This is a genomic window from Neobacillus sp. C211, from assembly GCF_051842875.1.
Taxonomy (GTDB): Bacteria; Bacillota; Bacilli; order Bacillales; family Cytobacillaceae; genus Neobacillus.
On the sequence record NZ_JBPXRO010000029.1, the window covers coordinates 1 to 20,225 of the forward strand.

Sequence of the window (20,225 nt, forward strand, 5' to 3'; positions counted from 1 at the left end):
TTTTTGATAATCTAGATTTGAGCCACTTTTAAACGTTTTGATCACATAAAAAATGAGCCACATGATTTCCAATTATATTAACCTCTCTTATGATAGGAAGTGACCAAACTTACTTCATTGAGAGAGGACGAAAAGGATGATCGAAATGGCTCAATTACATAATATCAAATTCTTAAAAGGGGTTGAAGGATTATCGCAAAGGCAAATTGCGACAAAACTTGGAATTTCCCGTAACACCGTGAGTAAATACCTAAAAAATAATACAGCACCAACAACAGTTTTACGAAAATACGTGTATGGAACAAAGGAATATTCTCCAGAAACAAAACGGGTAATTCCAATCATTGATCAATGGTTAGAAGATGACCTAAAGAGCTGGAAAAAGCAAAAGCATACAGCTATCAAAATTTTTAAGAGATTACAAGATGAATATGATTTTAAAGGCTCTGCCTCAAACATTCGCAAAATCGTAGCCAAACGCAGGCAACAAATTCAGGAAGTATTTATACCACTTGATTTTCAACTCGGCCACCAATTCCAATTCGACTGGGGAGAGGCGGATATTATTCTACAGGGTCGAACACAACGGGTTTACCTCTTCTGCGTCCAACTTTCCGCAAGTCGTATGCGGTTTGTGAGAGCATATCTTCATGCAAAACAGGAAGCATTCCTGGATGGCTTCGTTCATGCGTTTGAGTTCTTAGGAGGAGTTCCGACAGAAGGTCTACTTGATAATCTAAAAACGGCTGTAATAAAAATTCTTCAAGGCAGAGATCGGCTAGAACAAGAGGCTTTTATTGGTCTCCAGGCTCATTATGTATTTAAAGCTGAGTTCTGTAATCCTGCAAGTGGAAACGAAAAAGGTCGTATCGAAGGCACTGTTGGATATGTAAGAAGGAATGCTTTGGTGCCTCTACCTGAGGTTCAATCTATTAATGAACTGAACGAGTATCTCCAAGATTGGTGTTTAAAGGAAGCTGGAAGGACTCACGTCCCTAATAAATCAAAGACTGTCCTAGAAATGTGGGAGAAAGAAAAAGAGAGTCTCCATCCTCTTCCTACTAATAGTTTTGAAGCTTGTAAACTTCTATCGTGCAAAGTTAATAAAACTTCCCTTATTACAGTGGAAACCAATCGTTATTCTGTACCCTGTAGCTATGCTGGTCAAGCTGTATGGGCAAAAATTTTTGTCGATCGAGTAATCGTAGTGGCTCAAAACCGTGTGATCGCAGAACACCCTCGTTCCTATGAACGCAATCAGGTGATTACGGTTCTTGATCATTATCTGGAAGTCTTGCTTAAAAAACCCCGAGCAATCCGAGACGCTCACGCATTCCAATCCACTGAAATCCCTGATGTATTCAATCGATTCCATTTGAAAATGCGTGAGCAGGAAGGATCTGAAGGTGATAGGAAGTTCATTCGACTTCTCCTCCTCCATCGTGACATTGGTATGGAAAATTTAACAAAAGCCTTATTGGAAGCAGAGAAAACGCAAGTTTTCCGATATGAGAAAGTCCATGAAATTATACAAAGGCTTACACACCAAAACATACCAATCAGTACTCTTCCAACTGATAAAACACCAGTCAATCTTCTAGATTACAAAGTGAATAAATCCAGTATAGAACAGTACGGTCAATTAACAGGAGGCACTAGGAAATGACAACCGAACTACTTTTAGATCACCTTACTAAACAACTACGGATTCCGACTATTTCAGCACAGTACCGTTCTCTCGCAAGAGAGGCTGAGAATCGTAACTTGAGTTATGAGGAGTTTCTTTTGGCCTTATTAGAAGCAGAATCAGAGTCTAGAGAAGAAAATCAAAGACAAAGAAGGCTTAAACAAGCTGCTTTTCCTGTCCAAAAAACACTAGATAGCTATGATTTTAGTTTGATGCCAAGTCTGAACCGAAATCGTTTTCTGACTCTATCAAAGGGAGATTTTGTGGAGAAGAAGGAAAACATAATATTCTTAGGAAATAGTGGGACTGGAAAGTCACATTTGGCTACGGGGATCGGAATTGAAATGATTAAAAATGGCTATAAGGTTAAGTTTATCTCGGCTGCAGAACTAGTAGAAGAACTCCTTTTGGCTAATGAAGAACACAAGCTAGGTGCATTGGAAAAGAGGTGGTTCAAAATTTGATTTGATCATTATTGATGAGCTGGGCTACGTGCCGTTCACGAAAATTGGGTCAGAGCTCTTGTTCCAATTCTTTGCCGGTCGCTACGAACGAGCTAGCGTGATGATTACTACGAATCTAGAATTTACGGAATGGACCTCCATTTTTGGAGATGAAAAAATGACCGCAGCTCTACTAGACCGACTAACCCATAAGGCTCATATCCTCCTCCTTAATGGAGAATCGTATCGATTTAGACAAAGTATGAAACAAAGGGATGAGAGCGACAAATAGGCCAGGCTCGCGAGGAGTTTAGGGTATCTTGACCCTCGGGGCAAGATACCCTAAACTCCAAGTCCTCCCCCAAATATGGAAATAACTCAGAATGAAGTGGCTCACTTTTGAAGTGATCACACTGGCTCAAATTAATATTGACAAATACATCCATAAGGCACCTCCATTTCAATCCTAATAAAAACCAATATTTTATTATTTAAATTCTATATCCTTGTTGAACTAACCTGCTTACGTTAGCTCAATAAGAAAAGGGCTACATCAGCAAGCCCTCTTTATTGTAGTAAAGCACCCGTTAGCCATCCATGCAGCATAAAATCAGTGCAGCACACAGAGAATGAAAATGGTTAGGAAGTGTCAATACTGATACTGACCTTAATCCAGTCAACCCTAATCCATAGACTTATTAATTAACGCTCTCCTCTTTTTTTTAAACGATTGGGCAGGGTCTTTTTTAAATATTGTCATTTTTCTTTTCTTGAAGAAACTTATTTTCATAGTAGTTGAATAAGGATAAAGCCTTTAGTTATATTGTTTCTTCCATTCAAATACACCTAAGATACAAATAATTAAAAATACAAAATATGTAAAACTAATCGTATAAAGACCTTTGTATGCATACAAACTAACCGATAAAATATCCACTAATATCCATAAGTACCAATTTTCAAATTTTTTAGTAGAAAACAGAACTTGGGCAACCACGCTGGTAGTCGCAATAAATGCATCTAGAAAAGGTACACTCGCATCGGTAAATTTATTTAATAGATAACCCGAACCGTAAGATAAAATGGGTGTTATAAAAATTATTAAAACCCAACCGTCTAATGTGAGTTTTGTTGTTTGACAAATTGGCTTCTCTCTGCGATTTCGTAACCAAAACACCCAGCCATATAAACTAAACACGAAAAAAATTCCTTGAAGAATCATATCTGCATATAGTTTTGCATGGTAGAAAATCAGTGATAATAAAATAATGTTTACAATACCAGTTGGAAAGTTCCATATACTTTCTTTTGCTGCTAGGTAAACACATAATAGTCCGAAAAAACTTGCTAATACTTCAATAAAAGTTGAATCTTTATAATATCCTACTGCTAAAAATAACACCAATATAACATAATTTATCCATTTGGTTTTCAACCTCTTCCCTCATTCCCAATCAAAAAAGTAGAAATGATTCCTCTAAATATACATTATTAAATACAAATTTAAATAATTCCTTCTTCAACTCCCTCAGTTTAATACGATTTTCTCTCGAATGCTCGCTTATTCGCAGGATTTCACACCCCTTTAATTAGGGTTAAAGGTTACTCGAAATGAGTTCAGATCATTTTGGCTTCGTGAAGGCATAGTGAAATAAAGGAGTGAATTCATACTCCATATTTTACCATATGATGTACATTCTCCACGCCGCCCCTGGAGGCTTTCCCTCCCATGTCTCAACGGGTCAATCGCCCTATCATTCCTTCGTCATGCCTATCCAAGGGGTGGAGGCCAGTTTTGCTAAACTGATGGGTCTGTGCCCTTATGTTGAAGAAATCTGGTACTCCGTACATATTTGAAATCCTACGAATAAGCCAACATTCGGTTTATACAAGTCTGCTAATGAATGATTATGCACAATTTATTGAACCTCGGTATTATAAAAAAAATTTTGAATTTTAGCCGTAAAAAGAAGATTTTATTGATTAGAATTTAACATTATTAAAATATATAATTAGTTTAAATTATTGGTAAGTTGTAATTTTTACATAAAAATGAAAGCGCATTAATTCAGCCACACGGAATGTTTTTATTGATATCATAATATAAAAGGAGCTCATTTTTTTTATAAGGAAGTGATGTTTTGGATGATGAACAACTTTTAACCTTCATTACTGTTTTTGAGTTAAATAATTATTCGCGTACCGCAGACCACTTGAATTTAACACAGCCCGCGGTAACGGCAAGAATTCAAAAATTAGAAAATGAACTGGACTGTAAATTATTTTACCGCGACGGAAAAAAAATCCTATTGACTAAGGAAGGAACTGCCCTGCTTCCATATGCACGTAAAATATTAAACAATGTAAAAGAAGTAAGACAGGTGATTAAAGGTATTAAAACTCCAACGATTACCATTGGATTATCACCTGCCATCGCTGTTTCGATTGTCTTAGAGGTTTTATCACTACTGCGCAAAACAAGTGAGTTTTCGTTTGAATTAGTGGAAGCAGCGGACTCTGTAGAAGTTTCTAAAATGATTGAAGATGGGTCAATCGATATAGGGCTGGTAAGAGATGTAATCCCATTTATAAATCTGCAATCTGAATATATTTTTCATGAAAAGCTTGTTTTTATTGTTGGAAAAGACCATCCATTAGGTGAAAAAGCTGAAATTTTCAAAGAAGATCTTATTGACCATACGATGATTTGCTATCGTAGGGAAACAGCCTTATGGAGAAAAATTGATGAAAAATTAATCGGAATAAGAAATCTAAAACGAATTGAAGTTGGCGGATTCGAAATGGTAATATCGATGATTAAAAATAACTGGGGTTTTAGTGTCGTACCAGAACTAATTCTAGCTAATCACACAAATACACACAATAAAGATTTATGTACCGTCCCTTTTGCTGAATTTAAAGATCTCACTTATAATGTTGCTGGAATATATAAAAAGGAATCTCCAAAGTTAGAAAGGCTTCTTCTGTTTCTTCATACTTTTGAAACTACTTTAAAAAATTTAAAATCTATTTAAATATGTATACACTATGGATCAGCAATAACAAAGGACATTCCATTTAAACAGAAATGTCCTTTGTTATAAATCTATACCGTTTCTTTAATAAAACTTGCTTTATTTAACCCTAGAAACTCGATAGCATTTTCTCCAAGCATTTTTATCTTTTCCTCATCCAACACGTTTTCTAGCATTTCGACTACATTTCCTGACGGTGCTTCTCGCAGCAGAAATGGATAGTCAGTACCCATGATTATGATGTGATCAGCCCCAAATTTTTCAAGCATAAATTGAAGGTTGTGTTGGTCATAGACTAGTGTACCGTAATAAATTTTCTTCGCATAATTGCTTGGCGGCTGGTCCGTTGTACGGATATGCGGACATACTTCCCAAGCTTGATCGATCCTTGGTAATAAATAGGGCAGGGTTCCTCCGCCATGGGCAAAACAGATTTTTATATCTGGATACTTATCAAAAATGCCTCTGAAGATTAAGCTCCCTGCAGCAAGCGCTGTCTCCGAAGGCATCCCTATTGAGTACATAAAATTATGTTTAGGCATTCTCTCTTCGCCAACTGTCGCCCAAGGATGGACTAAAATCGGAAAATCCATTTTCGCCGCTGCTGATTTCTAATCGAAATAATCTTTGTTTTTGCGCCTTAATTCAAGATTTTAGTTATATTCATAAGATTATTAAATGTTACACAAACTTATAAAAAATCAAAAGACCGTCAGATATATCTCGACGGTCTTAACATTTAAATTATTTGTTTGAGTTAGTTCGTTTTCAATCTTCTTTGTTATGCTTTTTCCATAATGACTTTGGACTCTGTACTTTGCTTTAAATTATATTATTAATCGTTTTGTTCTCTCACTAAAATATCATTCTCAATTATTAATGGTTTTTCTACAAAATTAATCTTTTTCATTATTTTTTGTATTACTTTCGGAAAAAAGTAAGCTCCAAAAAAAGCGCAAATAAAAGCCTGTGACCAAGTTTTTAACCATGCATGTAAAAATGTTCCATCGTAACCCCTATTTATTAAGATTAATATTAATGAAATAAAAAAGGACATACTAAAAGCCATTAAAAATGCAAAAATGATATTTTTATATTTAATATTAATATTTATTATTACTCATCTCCTCATCATTTAATTTAACTACATTTTTATCTTACGAATACCTTCATACATATTGTTTCAAGTAAGAACAGAACAAATAACAGATATTTCCTGATCTATAGATCCTATAGGTCAAGATAAAAGAACATTCCTATCAAAATGGAATGTTCTTTTATTTGGCCTATTCTGATTCTTTAATAAAACTCTCTTTATTTAATCCCAGGAACTTAATCGCATTTTCTCCAAGCATTTGTTTCTTTTCCACATCCGAAACATTTTCCAACATTTCAACTATTTTCCCCGGCGGTGCTTCCCGCAACATGAATGGATAATCTGTACCCATGATAATATGATCAGCACCAAATTTTTCAAGCATAAATTGGAGATTACACGGATCGTAAACGAGCGTATCGTAATAGAGTTTCTTCGCATAAAAGCTCGGCGGCCGTTCAGTTGTGCGGATATGCGGCCATACTTCCCAGGCTTGGTCGATTCGCGGTAATAAATACGGCAGGGAACCTCCGCCATGGGCAAAGCAGATTTTTAATTTTGGAAATTTATCAAGAATACCGCTAAAGATTAGGCTTCCTGCCGCAAGAGCTGTTTCGGACGGCATTCCGATTGAATACATAAAGTTATGGTTTGGCATTCTCTCCACTCCGACCGTGGCCCATGGATGAACTAAAATGGGTACATCCATTTTTGCCGCTGCTTCAAGAAATCTTTGAATCTCCGGATCATCGAGGGTTTTTCCATTTGCGTTGCTACCGATTTCAATCCCGATCAGCCCCAGCTCGTTAACTGCTCTTTCCATTTCTGCAATCGCTAAATCCGAATTCTGCAATGGTACCGTTCCAAGGCCGACAAAACGATCAGGATATTGGGCTACTACCGAAGCTATAAAATCATTTTGTGCTTTCGACAGCTCTAAACACTTTTCTACATCTGCCCAATATGTAAACGTAACCGGAATCGGAGATAAAACTTGGACATTGACACCTTCTGCATCCATTTCAGCGATGCGTTTTGCAGGATTCCAGGCATTCTCGTCAACTTTTCGGAATGACTTTCCATCCTTGTAAATTTCAGCTCCACAGCTGCACGTATGCTTTAAAATCGGAAAACGATCATCCGCATATTTTTCCGCAAAATCAGGAAAATTCTCAGGAATAATATGGGTGTGAAAGTCAACACGGAAATTCTCACCTTTTGACACGATGCTGCCTCCTTAAATGATAATTGTTGATTGATTATTGATTAACTTTTTCCAGGTCTTCCTTTATCAATTTACCAACTTTTCCCCATCCAGGTTTAGGTCTTCCTCCCCATTCATCAAGTGTATGCATGGTTGGTTCTAGACGGCGAGGCTCTCTTGGATTTTCCTCCGGAAATTCTTCCATTCCTTGACTATACTCAATCGTTAAGCCGTCAGGATCCGCAAAATATAGGAAAATGCTGCCCGATGGGTGATGTTTTCCTGGCCCAAATAGAATCGGAACATTGTTATCCTTTAATCTATTAACTTGAATCCCCACATCATCTACACGTTGAGCTTGATATGCAAGGTGATTCAATTTATTTTCTTTTCCTTTTGTCAGGGCAAAATTATGGTGAAATGGAGTTCCAGCTGCCCTTAACCAGGCCCATCCCGTTTCCCTTCCTTGGATATCTGAAATGTTGAAGTTCAAAACTTTCGTAAAGAAATCAAATAATTCGTCAAATTTATTAGTTTCATAAACGACATGAAGAAGTCTCGTAATTCTGGCCTTCTTAGGAACAAATGGTGTACCCATTTGCATAATTTGCACATAGAATTCATACGTTACCCCTAAATATGGATCTTTAAAACGTAATGTTCTACCTTGGGCCAAATTTTGGCACTCCTCTGCGCTTAATTCGACAGGATTTACACCTTGTTTCGTTAAATGGTCAAACACTGCTTGAAATTGGTCTGCCTTTTCAAGCTCAAATGCTACTCTTTTTAACCCAGGTTCTTCTCCTTGTTCAAGGATTAAATTGTGATGGTCCCCGCTGCATCGAAGGTATGCCGCATCAAGAACCCGTTCAACAAATTCCATACCAACAATATTTTCATAAAAATCTACCGATTTATTAAGATCAGTCACGCTTAACACAACATATCCCAACTTTTTATAACGAATCATTCAAAAACCTCCTATATTATACTAGAGGGTCTGACCCTCATAGCTTAACCGCGTTAATGTGTTAATTCGTATGAACCCCAATCAAAATCTGACTTCATATTATAAAATGATACTTACTTTTCCGTGCGGGCGGAGACTGTCCAATTTGAGAATGACTTTCTTGGATTGAATCTTTAATTCTCCATTTTCTTTTACCAAGATGTATTCGTTGACCCCGACATAATTGTCCAGTACTTCACGTTTCGTACGGTAGGTAGAGAAATTGCATCTGACTTTTACGGCATCCTCTTCATTATTAACGATTCTTACATTCGTCACATTGTGAAGAGTAGTGGAGTGGGGGTATTCTACATGGGCTTCTCTTTTCAGTAATCGTAACGCCCGCTGTTCTAAACGGGCACGATCATCATGAACAAAGAAAAGCGATTTTTTAAAATCCGCATCAGGATTTCCGATGGGTGGAATCACATACGTTCCATTGCTTGCGAATAATGCTGCCCACTCCTTTAACTTAAACTCATCAAGAAGCTCCGCCTCATGGAATAAAAAATCTTCAATTTCCTGACGTGTTATGTTCATACTTCCACCTTCCCAGCTTCTTCTTTTTTGCTTTCCGCTGCTGTCATCCGTTTATCCCATTCACGCCAAAAGGCACGCATTTGTTCTTCATCCGTCGCTTGGGGAATTTCCCTGTTCATTCCTTTGGAAATATCATTCCATCCGACTTCTTTAGTATTTAAAAAGCCTTCCTGGCATAGTTCAAGTGCTTCATTATCATCCGGAGTCGCAAAACCGCCTGGCCCTAAAAACTCTAAGTAGCTGTCATTCCGTACCTCTCTGAAACCGTCTGTTTCATTTATAGGAGATAAAGCATAGGCGGATACTTGCATATAACCCGTTTCAATCGGATAAAAGGTCCTGATTGCAATCGCCATGATATCATTGATGACCAGGTTAGGGAAAATTAAAATATTACGGTTCTTTTTCGAAATGCGGTGGGCTCTTTCTTCGCCAAATTTTTCTACTAAGCGGGCATTGATTTTATCGATAATTTCTTTCGCTTCTTCACCGTAACCTTCAATCCATTTTCCGATTGGTCTTGGCCACGGGGCATAATATTCCATTACGGCATGTCCATTCCCTAGAGCGCGCGCTTCCCCTGCAAGACTGTCTTTTTCCATTATTCCGCCGCGGGTCGCAACAATATCAAAATAGGTTTTATGGGTTGGTACCCCGTGGTATAAATCAAAACTATTTTCACAAAGTAATTTCCAGTTCGCTCGTACGCTATATTCTTGGGGATCCTGCAAAACTTCCATTCCAACTTCTGTTTGATCTGCTACCAAGTCGAGATACTCTTTGGCACCTGCCAGGTATTCCTCTAATGATATGGCGTTGTCATCAAAGTTAACGAATACGAAACCGCGGTAACTTTCAAGTCGTTTGACAGCCAGCATATTTTTGGAGCCATCGCAGTTATGGTCTTCCAAGAAACCAAATTTATCAGGTAATCCGACTAATTCCCCTTGCGTATTAAAGCTCCACGCATGATAGAAGCAGCGGAATACTTTTGAGTTTCCTTTTCCTTCACGGCATACGAGCGCTCCCCGGTGTGGACAGGAGTTATATAATGCCCTTATTACCCCATCACTACCGCGGGTAAATAAAAGGTTTCGTCCACCAACTTTTCTTCTATGAAAATCGCCTTTATTCGGTACTTCTGATTCATGCCCGATATATAACCAGCTTTTATCAAATATTTCATTGCGTTCGCTTTCTAAAATTTCCGGATTAATAAAAACTTCACGATTTACTTTGAATAAACACTTCTGTTGATCATCCTTAAGATAATTGCTCATTGGCTCTCCCCCTAAATAAGTTTTTTTAGTAAACCTGCTCATGATCTGTGTCAGTTCTGAAAGAGGTTTTAGAAAACCTTAAAATCATTTTTATTGCATCGTGCTTCCGCATTTACACTTATCACTTGGACCGTAATAAAAGTCGCCTTATCGGAAGCAAGGAATACGACGGCATCCGCCACCTCTTCCGGATACGCCCCTCTTCCTTTTGGAATGATGTTAATATAGCAATCTACCAACCCCGTATCTCTCTTTCTGATCTCATCCAGCAGTTCCCCCTCTACTGCCGGGGGAGCGATGACATTCGCGGTAATATTATTTTTGGCGAATTCTCTTCCTGATCCGGAAACAATGGCATGGCCCCCGCCCTTTGCAGCATTATAGGCTGCATGGTCCCATAAACCATTGCGGACAGAATCTGCTCCTATGTTAATAATCCGTCCGTAATTTTGTTTCACCATATGCGGCAACACGCTGTAACATGACCACAGCATGGTCCAGGGGTTACGGTCGATTGTTGTTTTTAAGGTTTACGGTGTTTGTTCAAGGAACGGGAGAATCACGCCTCCGCCGGCATTATTGACAAGAATGTCGATTTTGTCCCATTTATGTATGGCTTTTTCAACCATCTGGATAACGTTTTCATCTTTTGATAGATCAACATTAAAGTAGTCTGTTTCCCGCCCTGTTAATTGGTCCACTTCCTCGGAGACTTTCTTCAAACGTTCGGGATTGGTTCCTGTAACCAATACAGTCGCACCTGCTTGTGATAAACCAATTGCAACCGCTTTCTAAATTCCTGTGAAGAACCTGTTACAACGGCTACTCTCCCTTCCAATAGATAGGCTTGTGATTGAATCGACAAGCTAAAATCTCCTCCTTTCCTTGTAAAAATGGTCTGTTTCCTTTTTGTCGTGCAACTGTCCATTGCACAAAAACTAACATCGATCCGGATACCTCAGCTAAATGTAATCGCATCCAAAACTTAACACAGTGTGCTTAGGTAAACAGCGTTTAATGCATTTTTCCAGATAATATCTGAACATATTGACATTTAAAATATCAGAATATTATCTTAATTGATTTAATTTTAAATCTTTTTTTTGTGAAAATCTAATCGAAATATTCTTACTTTTAGCGCCTAAATTCAAGATTATATTTATATATAATCATTATGAATACGCTTTTAATTCGCGTGCAAAGAGATGATTTAAGAGGAATAATTAAAAGATTTCGTTTGTCCTGAGTAAATTCTAAAGACATTTAATGGGCATGACATAATAAAAAAAGGGTAAGGGGTGCTCGAAATTAAAAAAGAATAAACTAAAAGAATCTTTATATTTGTTTTTATAATCTAGATTTGAGGCACTTTTATACGATTTAATTACATAAAAAATGAGCCATATGATTTCATATGAGAGGACGAATAGGATGATCGAAATGGCTTAATTTCAAAATATCAAATTCTTAAAAGAGGTTGAAGGTTTATCGCAAAGACAAATTGCGGCAAAACTTGGGATTTCACGTAACACTGTTAGCAAATATCTTAAAAATGATACGTTATGATAACTACGAATCTAGAATTTACGGAATAGACGTCTATATTTGGAGATAAAAAAATGACCGCAGCCCTTCTAGATCGATTAACCAACTCTGATACAATCTATTTACTTAAATCACTTGAAAACTTTACCATATTAAAAACCCCCTTAAGTTGGATTATTAGTCCAACTTAAGGGGGTAACTTCATTAAGTTACCTTTTTCTAATGCTAAAATATTGTTTATTACAGTGTTATTTACTGCTAAAAAAGTTACCTTCCCTTCGAAAAGAGAACCCGTTACTTTTCCTCCTGGCTCCTTTTTGCTGAAACTGGATGAATTACATAATAGAATCCTAAAATACTTTCAATTTCTCGTATGTCTAAATATTCATCTGATGAATCTTTAAGCACTATCTGTGCATCTTGAATATCCAATTTCTCTAGTTTTTCAATGAGTTCAGATACTGTCATTTTTTATTTTCCTCCATATTTATTTTATAAAATAAAATTACCACAGACCCTATTTATCGTATAAATTACCCTTAGAAATCAAACAGGAGTCTGCAGCTTTTATTATGTTGGGACAATTTATTGCATAACAAGGTAATCAAGTTCATCGTCAATTTAGTGCTACAAATGCAAAACCTATTTTTCCTAATTATGATAGTTTAAGATAAAACATCTCTCAAATTAGAATATATATCCCATACAGTCAATATGTTATTCCCTTTTAAATTTAGGAAATATATAATCTTAGATCTGATAAAATAGTCCATTGTAAATTATACGAAATTTTACTCTTTTCTTCTATGAAATACTCCATATTGATATATTTGAATATCTTCCTAATCAACGCCAAGCACTCCAACTACGTCAGCAAATGCCACTAGCTCAATTTCACCTGGTTTCACTTAAAAGCGGAACCCCCATCCGGAACTCCCGGCAGGGTTGATAATAACTTGAGTTCCAATCATGCTAGAAACCCCAATTGTCAGCAAATTTCTAAAGGAATCTTTTCATTTTTTGTAAATTTTCTCTTAGTGCGAAACTAATTAAGCAATTTACCTTTGGTTCACTTCATATTTGTAAAATCTTTTAAAGAAACCTTCACCAATGTCTGCAATGTTTTTATAATGAGTTTGTACCTGGAAGATAGACCTGAAAACAATGGATTATCATATTAAAAAAATTCGTTAATGAAATGATTAAATCAGACAGATATAAAAAATACCTATTCAACAAGATGAATGGGTATGCCTTTAAATCTATTTCTACTATGACTAATCATAAAGATATGCGTGAATAACAAGAAGAGGTGTAGAACCTCCCTTAGGGGATGTTAGTACCTCAGGTATATCGACAAACCCGAATATTTCGAATTTGTCGACAGTCTGAACTCCCTTTCAAAAAATATAGGAAGTTTTAATTTTTTATTTCTAAGGTTGTGAAAAATTACCTTATAAAAACAACAAGTAGTTTGTCAATTTTCTAGAATACAGTTACTAGACTCATGCTTATTCGTTTATTTTCTTTCAGAAACCGGTACACCGGCAACTCCCCAATGTGTTTTTGGCATTTCATTTACCAATACTCGAACGCTAGTTTTTGGTACAACTAATGTTTCAACAACAGTATCAGTAATATTTTCAATTAATGCTTTTATTTTTTCAGGTGGTCTGCCTTCCATAATATTTACTTGAATAAGTGGCATGATAATTCCCCCTTCATAAATTATATTTTCCTATTGTAATATGTTTTAAAATTGCTCATTTATTCACCAACAGAGAAAGTTACTTCGCCCAGGCCATCAAATTTACCTGAAACAACGTCGCCAACTTTTAACAATATTGCACTTGTTAAGGCTCCCGATAAAATGATTTCGCCTTTTTTAATTTTATCTCCTTTTCTGGCGAGCATGTTTGCCAATACTGCAATGGCATTGGCAGGATGTCCTAAAACGGCAGCGCCAGCGCCCAATTCTTTAATTTGGCCATTAATCGATAAAGTTGCCCCTACTAATTCAAGTTCAAAGTCATTTGGTTTTCGAAGTGTATTACCGAATACGACCCTTGATGTAGATGCATTATCAGCAATTACATCTGTGTGAGTAAAGTTAAAATTTTCATAACGGCTGTCAATAATTTCAAGTGCAGGTAAAATATACTCTGTTTTAGCTAACACTTGTGAGCCGGTAATTCCAGGTCCTTCAATATCTTCACCAATCAAAAACGCAATTTCTGCTTCCACTTTTGGATGGATCAGATCAGAAAATGGAAGAACACCACCGTTATCGATCAACATATAATCAAACACAAATCCGTAAATTGGCTCAGAAACGCCCATTTGTTCCCACTTCGCCTTACTTGTTAATCCCATCTTAGGGCCAATGATTCTTCGGCCCTCGTCTAATTTTTTTTGAACAAGCAGTTCCTGTACCTGATAAGCTTCCTCAACTGTTAAATCAGGTTTAAACGTCTTAGTTACCTTTACAACTTCACGTTTTTCTACTTCCGCAGCAACTAAGTAATCAGCAATTTGTTTAATAATATCACTTGCCATTCCTTTTCCTCCTTTAATCCGGATTCAGTATCTATTTAAGCCAATTATTTAAAGTTAACGCTTACTTGACCAAGATGAGCAAATCTTGCTGTAAAATTGTCGCCCGGATTAACGACAACCATGCCGGAAAGTGCACCCGAAAGGATTACTTCACCTGCTTTAAGAGTAATATCATAATCTGCTAAACGATTCGCCAGCCATGCAACACAAGTTGCCGGATTTCCTAGTGCAGCGGCTCCAACACCAGTATTCGCAACTTCACCATTTTGCAAAAGTACCATGCCCATTAATTCCAAATTAATATCTTTAATTTTTGTAGGCTTGCCACCCAATACAAATAATCCGGATGAAGCATTATCAGCGACCGTGTCTGGTAGCTTAATTTTCCAATCTTGTATCCGACTATCAACAATTTCTAAAGCAGGAACAACATAATCTGTTGCTTGCAGCACATCAAGAACAGTCACATTCGGACCTTTTAAATCTTTCTTTAAAATAAATGCAATTTCACCTTCTACTTTCGGCTGAAGCATGGTTTCACAAAAAATAGTACCTCCATTTTCAACGACCATGCTGTCTAATAGATGTCCATAGTCAGGCTCATCAACACCCAACATTTTTTGTACGGCAACAGAGGTTAATCCAATTTTTTTGCCAACAATTTTCTGTCCTACAGCTACCTTCTTTTTAATATTTTCCAATTGAATATAATATGCCTCATCGACAGTAATTTCTGGATCTACCACAGTTAGCGGATTAATTCCAACGCGTTTTTTTTCAGCTTCTAATAATTTAGCAGCAAACTTTTCAATTTTACTAGTCAATTGAATATATCCTTTCTATTATAAATGTATTTTGACACTGTTTAGTATAAGCTGAGAAACATTCAAAAAAGTTGCACGGTATATCTTATTTAAACCGTGCAACATATCCATGTTAAAAACTAAAATTAAAGTTTAACACAAATATTAGTTATTTCAGTGTAGAATTCCCAACTGTGACTACCGCCAACACGACCTAGTCCACTGTCTTTCGTACCTCCGAATGGAGTTCTAAGATCACGTACAAACCAGCAGTTGATGTAAGATAAACCTGATACAATTTTTTGGGCTACACGGTGTGCACGACGGATATCGTTAGTCCAGATTGTGTTACTTAAGCCCATCCGAGTATCGTTTGCTGCCGCAATCACTTCTTCTTCTGAGTCAAATGGAATAACTGTAACAACCGGTCCAAAGATTTCTTCACGAACACAACGAGATTTGTCATCTAGGCCAGTAATGATGGTTGGTTCTATGAAATATCCTTTATCCAAACCATCAGGGCGCTTACCGCCTGTAACGAAAGTACCGCCTTCTTCTTCAGCAATTTTCAGGTAGCTCATTACTTTATCATAGTGTACTTTGGCGACTAATGCGCCTTGATCATTGCTCATATCAAATGGATCGCCAACTTTTAATTCTCTTGTTTTAGATGCAAATCTTTCTACGAATTCATCAAAAATTTGGCGTTCAACATAGATTCTTGAACCACAGACACAAACTTCCCCTTGATTTGTAAAACTTGATCTAATGGTTGTTGCCACTACTTCATCAATATCTACATCTGCAAATATAATGTTAGGGTTTTTACCGCCTAATTCGAAAGAAAGCTTTTTTAGTGTAGGCGCAGCTTCTGCCATGATTTTAGCACCTGTAGATACTTGCCCGATAAAACCGATACCTGCAATGTCAGTGTGTTTGTTGATTGCACTTCCAGCACCAGGTCCAAAACCGTGAACCAAGTTTACAACTCCATCCGGAACACCAGCTTCTTTAAGAATTTCCATTAATCTTGTTGCAGTCATTGGGGTTAATTCAGATGGCTTAATCACTACTGTACATCCTGCAGCCAAAGCTGGAGCTAATTTCCATGTTAATAAGAATAATGGAAGATTCCATGGCTGGATTAATCCTACTACTCCAATCGGGCGGCGATATCCGTAGTTAAGCGCATTGTGAGTTTCATCTTGGTATGCCTCTGTTCCTATAGAAATCATGTAATCAGCAAAAAAATGGAAGTTTGCTGCTGCACGAGGAGCATCAACATGACGTGAGAATTTAAGGTGCTTACCAGTATCTAATGATTCTAATTGTGCGATTTCTTCTTGTCTTGCTTCAAGAATGTCACCAACTTTGCGGATAATTCTTGAACGTTCATTTACAGCCATTTTTCCCCATGGGCCTTCTTCAAAAGCACGTTTAGCAGCTTTAACAGCTAAATCAATATCTGCCGCGCTTCCTTCTGCAACTGTACCATAAACTTCCTCAGTTACAGGATTCACGTTATTAAACGATTTTCCATCTACAGATTCAACAAATTTACCGTCGATATAATGTAAACAATCAAATGGTTTTACGATAGGTTCAACTACTGTTTTAGTTTCGACTTGCACCATTCATAATTCCTCCTTGGTTTTGATTTTAATATTTTCTAAATATAGCGTTAATGCTTACATGTTTTATGTTAATGCTAATTTGTTAATGGAACTTTCCACTTCACTTAAAAGAGTTAAAAAAGTGTGCGTCTGACCCAACCTAAATTATAAGATAATGCTTACTTTTCCGTGCGGCGATTCTTACATTCGTGATATTGTGAAGAGTGGTTGAGTGCTGATATTCTACATGGGCCTCTTTTTTCAATAATCGTAACGCCCCTGTTTTAGACGGGCTCGATTATCATGAACGAAGAAATTTTTAAAAGTCCGCATCAGAATTTCCGATGGTCGGAATCACATACGTTCCATTGCTTGCGAATAATGTAGCCCACTCCTTTAGCTTAAACTCATCAAGAGGTTCCCCCTCATGGACTAAAAGATCCTCAATTTCCTGACGTGTTATGTTCATACTTTCACCTTCCCAGCTTCTTCATTTTTGCTTTCCGCTGCTGTCCTCCGTTTATCCCATTCACGCCAAAAGGAACGCATTTGTTCTTCATCCGTCGCTTGGAGAATTTCCCTGTTCATTCCTTCTTGTCGTGACTATCAAATGCACGAAAACTAGCATCGAACCCGGGCACCTCAGCCAAATGTAATCGCATCCAAAAGTTAAGCCAATGTGCTGAGGTAATCAGCGTCTAATGTATATTTCAGATAATATCAATATCTAAAAATGTTAATATTTAAATATATCGGAATATTATCTTTATTAATTTAATTTTAAATCTTTTGACCATGTAATTCTAATCGAAATTATCTTTCTTTTAGCGCCCGAATTCAAGATTTTATTTATATATAAACACAATGAATACGCTGTTAATAGTATAACCATTGTTTCTTCTAGTTACATTTAGATTAAATGGGATTAAACATACCATTCAATATAATTTTTGTATCAATCCGTTTTGCAAGTGGTTCGGAAAGCCACAAACACGATTTACTGTGGTCAAGAATAAACCTTATCGGTACAAGCTCATCGGGAAAGCGGGACACAATTCAATCTAACTTGTGACGCTATATATCCTAATCAAGGTATGACATTCGATTGCACCACCACACCCAATTCTAATTAGAGCATCGCACAGGAAGTAGAACACTGAATCCGTATTAATTCTGTGAAGGATGTTGTGTCTGAATACCAATTTCATAAGGAAACGTATGTAAATTCAGATAAGAATCCAGTTGAACATCCTGTCTCTATTTCTACAAAAGAGAAAAAGGCAAAACTTGCACGCAGCGATGGCAGTGTAAAGAGTGTGGGAAATATGATGCCGACCAGAAGAAAGCATCCACCTTTAACCAAAAATGAAATGGCATCCAGCCGTTATTCATCAAGCTATTGGTAAATAAAATGCCAGTTTCAAAAACTATTGATGTTCTAGGTATTGGGGTAAAAACTTATTATAGTAAATTGGAATGGGTTTATCGCAGATACTTAGAATTTTTGAACGACACGAACAGAAGCCATTACAAAACAAATCTTTTGGAACGGTCTGGATTAATACCGATAAAATGATTTACTGCTTGAACAACGTTCGTAAAAAAAGGAATGGGCGGAGCGAGATATGATGATGTGGAAGATATCCAATTCCCAACTCATATTATTGTTTCTGCTGATGTATTTTCTCGATATGTTTTTCGGTCAGATGTTGCTTATGATTTGGACATAGGGCTTGAAGATAAAATGCTGGAAACCGTTTTATATAAAGAAGACCACCTACACGATTTTGCCCGAAAACATACAAGATTAAGGCTAATTATTATCCGCAAGAGCCAACTGAAAACGATACTCAAATAATGAGTCAATATAAAGATAAGCTCGATAAATTCAACCGCAGAGATAACTATATTGAAGGCTTGCATACAAATTCAACCTATAAATATCGCTCATTATGGGCTTAGTAAAGATTTGTTAAAACACAAAACTGGCGTTTTGTAACCGACAATGATAGTTCGTTACTTTCCGTACTATATCGTATTTTTATGAGGATTTTAGGTCATTTTCAGCTCACCACTTTTTATGTCTGACTGACCGTGAAAAATCAAGAAAACAGGCTTATCAGGAGTATCAAGAGGCAAATAAGGACTTGTTTAGTTGGGGGCTGGCTAGGGAAATAGATAATCGTTCTACTTACACGATTGCTTAGCATTATCTTTTGGATTTATTTAAATATCGTGGTCACACATTGCTGAAGAGAGATTGTCTTACCGACACATAGTTTCCTGGTAAAAGATAATAATCCAATTATTCATCCCCTCGTCGTAAGAGCCACAAATGGGCTTATTAGCTCATTTGTTAATATTAATTTCAAAATTGGAGGGAACAAGAACAAGTTCTTCCTCTATTGTTTCTCTTATCCATCACGTTACGAATAAGGAAGCAATGTGGGTGTTCCAATAATTTGTGTGTAAACAGGATCTTTAGTTAATTGATCTGCAGCGTCATCTTCGGAATACCCAGCAATGATTTGATAAATCTTTTGGCATTTAAGGGTTTCATCTGAATGAAGTTAATAGGCCCTTGAATCATTCAGTTTTATGTGCTCTCCTAAAGTCTTCGAAAATCCGATTTTTCATCGAATTCTCTAAAGAGAAATTCACCTGTATCGGGAGGAAAGAGATCCTTAATCACTTGACAATTTAATTTTCCGGTTGAAATCAAGAGTTACTTGCGTTAAATTATCCTTTCTGTGTGGTTTTTGTGTGGTTACTTAAACTCTAATAGAAGTGGATTCTTTTTTCACTTTTTTAGCGCAAACCAAATTGGGTGAGAAAGTTTATATACAAGGCTATAAGCTTAGATCTTAAATTACTATGAATGAATCAGGTTAAATGATATTTTGTCTCTAACGCTAAGAAGAAGAAATAATTTTATTTCCGCCTGTTTGCCACAAAAGGAACATGTTTTTTTTGTTTGGGCAGGCATTTTTTTTACATGTGGAACAGGAAGTAATTCCAATCCTTTTGTGAGATGTTCTTTACAAACCATTACCATAATAAATGCTCCCTTCTAATTAGACTCTACTCGAGCAAAATAAGTAAATAGGTTGGTACTCCCCCACCTGATGAAACAGTTGTTTTAATCCTCCTAGGAAAATTCTGTAATTTGACTTGGAATAGGATAGGCAAAACCCGTATTTCTTCTGACGAGGCGACAGGATTCACTTTAGGTTACAACCTGTCTGTTAATTTGCTAGCACTCTCAAAGAGTAACTTTGTCACAGGGATTCAACCTTAGCCACCAGTTACCTGTCAGCTACCGAGAAGTCTTGGCTGTTGGACTTAAACCAACTAGCAATTAACGGCTTGCTGGGCACCAAATAAGGAAGAAGTGAGAAGACCTTAGGCTCCCTT

The 20,225-nt window shown here is 36.9% G+C and carries 22 protein-coding genes and 2 pseudogenes; 7 read left to right on the forward strand and 17 right to left on the reverse strand.

What is annotated here, in order from left to right:
* Nucleotides 1–145 precede the first annotated feature (145 nt).
* From istA to ACSU6B_RS22360, 3 genes are read left to right on the forward strand one after another with little or no spacing between them, the layout of a single operon-like run.
* Nucleotides 146–1,666, forward strand: coding sequence for an IS21 family transposase (gene istA, locus ACSU6B_RS22350; protein WP_410888490.1), 1,521 nt, complete (start codon nt 146–148; stop codon nt 1,664–1,666).
* A complete protein-coding gene (locus ACSU6B_RS22355) occupies nt 1,663–2,151 on the forward strand; it encodes an ATP-binding protein (protein ID WP_410888491.1) in 489 nt (162 codons plus the stop codon). Before istA ends, ACSU6B_RS22355 begins: the two co-directional genes overlap by 4 nt.
* Nucleotides 2,120–2,422, forward strand: coding sequence for an ATP-binding protein (locus ACSU6B_RS22360; protein WP_410888492.1), 303 nt, complete (start codon nt 2,120–2,122; stop codon nt 2,420–2,422). The genes ACSU6B_RS22355 and ACSU6B_RS22360 overlap by 32 nt, the downstream gene beginning before the upstream one ends.
* A gap of 522 nt (nt 2,423–2,944) precedes the next feature.
* Here the strand turns inward: ACSU6B_RS22360 and pnuC are convergent.
* Nucleotides 2,945–3,565, reverse strand: coding sequence for a nicotinamide riboside transporter PnuC (gene pnuC, locus ACSU6B_RS22365; protein ID WP_410888493.1), 621 nt, complete (start codon nt 3,563–3,565; stop codon nt 2,945–2,947).
* A 706-nt stretch (nt 3,566–4,271) separates the two neighbouring features.
* Here pnuC and ACSU6B_RS22370 point away from each other — a divergent pair.
* On the forward strand, nt 4,272–5,165 hold the full coding sequence (locus ACSU6B_RS22370) for a LysR family transcriptional regulator (protein WP_410888494.1): 894 nt from the start codon (nt 4,272–4,274) through the stop codon (nt 5,163–5,165).
* A gap of 71 nt (nt 5,166–5,236) precedes the next feature.
* Here the strand turns inward: ACSU6B_RS22370 and ACSU6B_RS22375 are convergent, their stop codons facing one another.
* From ACSU6B_RS22375 to ACSU6B_RS22410, 8 genes and pseudogenes are all read right to left on the reverse strand, one after another.
* Entirely contained in the window at nt 5,237–5,758 is a 522-nt protein-coding gene (locus tag ACSU6B_RS22375) for an amidohydrolase family protein (protein WP_410888495.1), read from the reverse strand.
* Between the two features lie 242 nt (nt 5,759–6,000).
* Nucleotides 6,001–6,234: a DUF2798 domain-containing protein gene (locus tag ACSU6B_RS22380; protein WP_269320627.1), complete on the reverse strand. Its 234-nt coding sequence runs from the start codon at nt 6,232–6,234 to the stop codon at nt 6,001–6,003.
* Nucleotides 6,235–6,451: 217 nt separating this feature from the next.
* Complete coding sequence (locus ACSU6B_RS22385; protein ID WP_410888496.1) at nt 6,452–7,486, reverse strand: amidohydrolase family protein; 1,035 nt, start codon at nt 7,484–7,486, stop codon at nt 6,452–6,454.
* A gap of 34 nt (nt 7,487–7,520) precedes the next feature.
* Entirely contained in the window at nt 7,521–8,435 is a 915-nt protein-coding gene (locus tag ACSU6B_RS22390) for a VOC family protein (RefSeq protein ID WP_168243911.1), read from the reverse strand.
* Nucleotides 8,436–8,534: 99 nt separating this feature from the next.
* Nucleotides 8,535–9,014 carry an aromatic-ring-hydroxylating dioxygenase subunit beta gene (locus ACSU6B_RS22395; RefSeq protein WP_410888497.1) on the reverse strand — a complete coding sequence of 160 codons (480 nt, stop codon included), beginning with the start codon at nt 9,012–9,014 and terminating at the stop codon, nt 8,535–8,537.
* A complete protein-coding gene (locus ACSU6B_RS22400) occupies nt 9,011–10,294 on the reverse strand; it encodes an aromatic ring-hydroxylating oxygenase subunit alpha (RefSeq protein WP_410888498.1) in 1,284 nt (427 codons plus the stop codon). Before ACSU6B_RS22400 ends, ACSU6B_RS22395 begins: the two co-directional genes overlap by 4 nt.
* A 68-nt stretch (nt 10,295–10,362) precedes the next feature.
* Nucleotides 10,363–11,043: pseudogene (locus ACSU6B_RS22405) on the reverse strand (SDR family NAD(P)-dependent oxidoreductase).
* Complete coding sequence (locus ACSU6B_RS22410; RefSeq protein ID WP_335712199.1) at nt 11,013–11,159, reverse strand: hypothetical protein; 147 nt, start codon at nt 11,157–11,159, stop codon at nt 11,013–11,015. The pseudogene ACSU6B_RS22405 and the gene ACSU6B_RS22410 overlap by 31 nt, the downstream one beginning before the upstream one ends.
* A 593-nt stretch (nt 11,160–11,752) precedes the next feature.
* Here ACSU6B_RS22410 and ACSU6B_RS22415 point away from each other — a divergent pair.
* The gene (locus ACSU6B_RS22415) at nt 11,753–11,860 is read left to right on the forward strand and encodes a sigma factor-like helix-turn-helix DNA-binding protein (RefSeq protein WP_348982665.1); all 108 of its coding nucleotides are present in this window, start codon (nt 11,753–11,755) and stop codon (nt 11,858–11,860) included.
* 273 nt (nt 11,861–12,133) lie between these two features.
* Here ACSU6B_RS22415 and ACSU6B_RS22420 read toward each other — a convergent pair whose 3' ends face one another.
* The 7 genes from ACSU6B_RS22420 to ACSU6B_RS22450 form a co-directional block, all read right to left on the reverse strand.
* Entirely contained in the window at nt 12,134–12,307 is a 174-nt protein-coding gene (locus ACSU6B_RS22420; RefSeq protein ID WP_168243908.1) for a hypothetical protein, read from the reverse strand.
* 1,051 nt (nt 12,308–13,358) lie between these two features.
* Nucleotides 13,359–13,547: a 4-oxalocrotonate tautomerase gene (locus ACSU6B_RS22425; RefSeq protein ID WP_168243907.1), complete on the reverse strand. Its 189-nt coding sequence runs from the start codon at nt 13,545–13,547 to the stop codon at nt 13,359–13,361.
* 59 nt (nt 13,548–13,606) lie between these two features.
* The gene (locus ACSU6B_RS22430) at nt 13,607–14,395 is read right to left on the reverse strand and encodes a 2-keto-4-pentenoate hydratase (RefSeq protein ID WP_410888499.1); all 789 of its coding nucleotides are present in this window, start codon (nt 14,393–14,395) and stop codon (nt 13,607–13,609) included.
* Nucleotides 14,396–14,439: 44 nt separating this feature from the next.
* Nucleotides 14,440–15,219 (reverse strand): 2-keto-4-pentenoate hydratase, encoded by a 780-nt coding sequence (locus tag ACSU6B_RS22435; protein ID WP_410888500.1) that lies wholly within the window; start codon nt 15,217–15,219, stop codon nt 14,440–14,442.
* 125 nt (nt 15,220–15,344) lie between these two features.
* Nucleotides 15,345–16,832, reverse strand: coding sequence for an aldehyde dehydrogenase (locus ACSU6B_RS22440; protein WP_410888501.1), 1,488 nt, complete (start codon nt 16,830–16,832; stop codon nt 15,345–15,347).
* Nucleotides 16,833–17,130: 298 nt separating this feature from the next.
* Nucleotides 17,131–17,280, reverse strand: a complete 150-nt coding sequence (locus tag ACSU6B_RS22445; RefSeq protein WP_410888502.1) for a hypothetical protein — start codon at nt 17,278–17,280, stop codon at nt 17,131–17,133.
* Nucleotides 17,277–17,399: a hypothetical protein gene (locus ACSU6B_RS22450; RefSeq protein WP_410888503.1), complete on the reverse strand. Its 123-nt coding sequence runs from the start codon at nt 17,397–17,399 to the stop codon at nt 17,277–17,279. Before ACSU6B_RS22450 ends, ACSU6B_RS22445 begins: the two co-directional genes overlap by 4 nt.
* A 599-nt stretch (nt 17,400–17,998) precedes the next feature.
* Here ACSU6B_RS22450 and ACSU6B_RS22455 point away from each other — a divergent pair.
* Nucleotides 17,999–18,217, forward strand: coding sequence for a hypothetical protein (locus ACSU6B_RS22455; protein ID WP_410888504.1), 219 nt, complete (start codon nt 17,999–18,001; stop codon nt 18,215–18,217).
* A 203-nt stretch (nt 18,218–18,420) separates the two neighbouring features.
* Entirely contained in the window at nt 18,421–18,669 is a 249-nt protein-coding gene (locus ACSU6B_RS22460) for a hypothetical protein (RefSeq protein WP_410888505.1), read from the forward strand.
* Between the two features lie 583 nt (nt 18,670–19,252).
* On the opposite strand, the pseudogene ACSU6B_RS22465 reads toward ACSU6B_RS22460, so the two are convergent.
* Nucleotides 19,253–19,516: pseudogene (locus ACSU6B_RS22465) on the reverse strand (transposase); the annotation flags it as partial.
* Nucleotides 19,517–20,225 lie beyond the last annotated feature (709 nt).

Coding starts and splice junctions, on each gene's coding strand:
- istA (WP_410888490.1), top strand. CDS start 146: ATGGCTCAATTACATAATATCAAATTCTTAAAAGGGGTTGAAGGATTA.
- ACSU6B_RS22355 (WP_410888491.1), top strand. CDS start 1,663: ATGACAACCGAACTACTTTTAGATCACCTTACTAAACAACTACGGATT.
- ACSU6B_RS22375 (WP_410888495.1), bottom strand. CDS start 5,758: ATGGATTTTCCGATTTTAGTCCATCCTTGGGCGACAGTTGGCGAAGAG.
- ACSU6B_RS22380 (WP_269320627.1), bottom strand. CDS start 6,234: ATGGCTTTTAGTATGTCCTTTTTTATTTCATTAATATTAATCTTAATA.
- ACSU6B_RS22390 (WP_168243911.1), bottom strand. CDS start 8,435: ATGATTCGTTATAAAAAGTTGGGATATGTTGTGTTAAGCGTGACTGAT.
- ACSU6B_RS22395 (WP_410888497.1), bottom strand. CDS start 9,014: ATGAACATAACACGTCAGGAAATTGAAGATTTTTTATTCCATGAGGCG.
- ACSU6B_RS22400 (WP_410888498.1), bottom strand. CDS start 10,294: ATGAGCAATTATCTTAAGGATGATCAACAGAAGTGTTTATTCAAAGTA.
- ACSU6B_RS22420 (WP_168243908.1), bottom strand. CDS start 12,307: ATGACAGTATCTGAACTCATTGAAAAACTAGAGAAATTGGATATTCAA.
- ACSU6B_RS22425 (WP_168243907.1), bottom strand. CDS start 13,547: ATGCCACTTATTCAAGTAAATATTATGGAAGGCAGACCACCTGAAAAA.
- ACSU6B_RS22430 (WP_410888499.1), bottom strand. CDS start 14,395: ATGGCAAGTGATATTATTAAACAAATTGCTGATTACTTAGTTGCTGCG.
- ACSU6B_RS22440 (WP_410888501.1), bottom strand. CDS start 16,832: ATGGTGCAAGTCGAAACTAAAACAGTAGTTGAACCTATCGTAAAACCA.
- ACSU6B_RS22445 (WP_410888502.1), bottom strand. CDS start 17,280: ATGAACATAACACGTCAGGAAATTGAGGATCTTTTAGTCCATGAGGGG.
- ACSU6B_RS22450 (WP_410888503.1), bottom strand. CDS start 17,399: ATGAACAGGGAAATTCTCCAAGCGACGGATGAAGAACAAATGCGTTCC.
- ACSU6B_RS22460 (WP_410888505.1), top strand. CDS start 18,421: ATGGGCGGAGCGAGATATGATGATGTGGAAGATATCCAATTCCCAACT.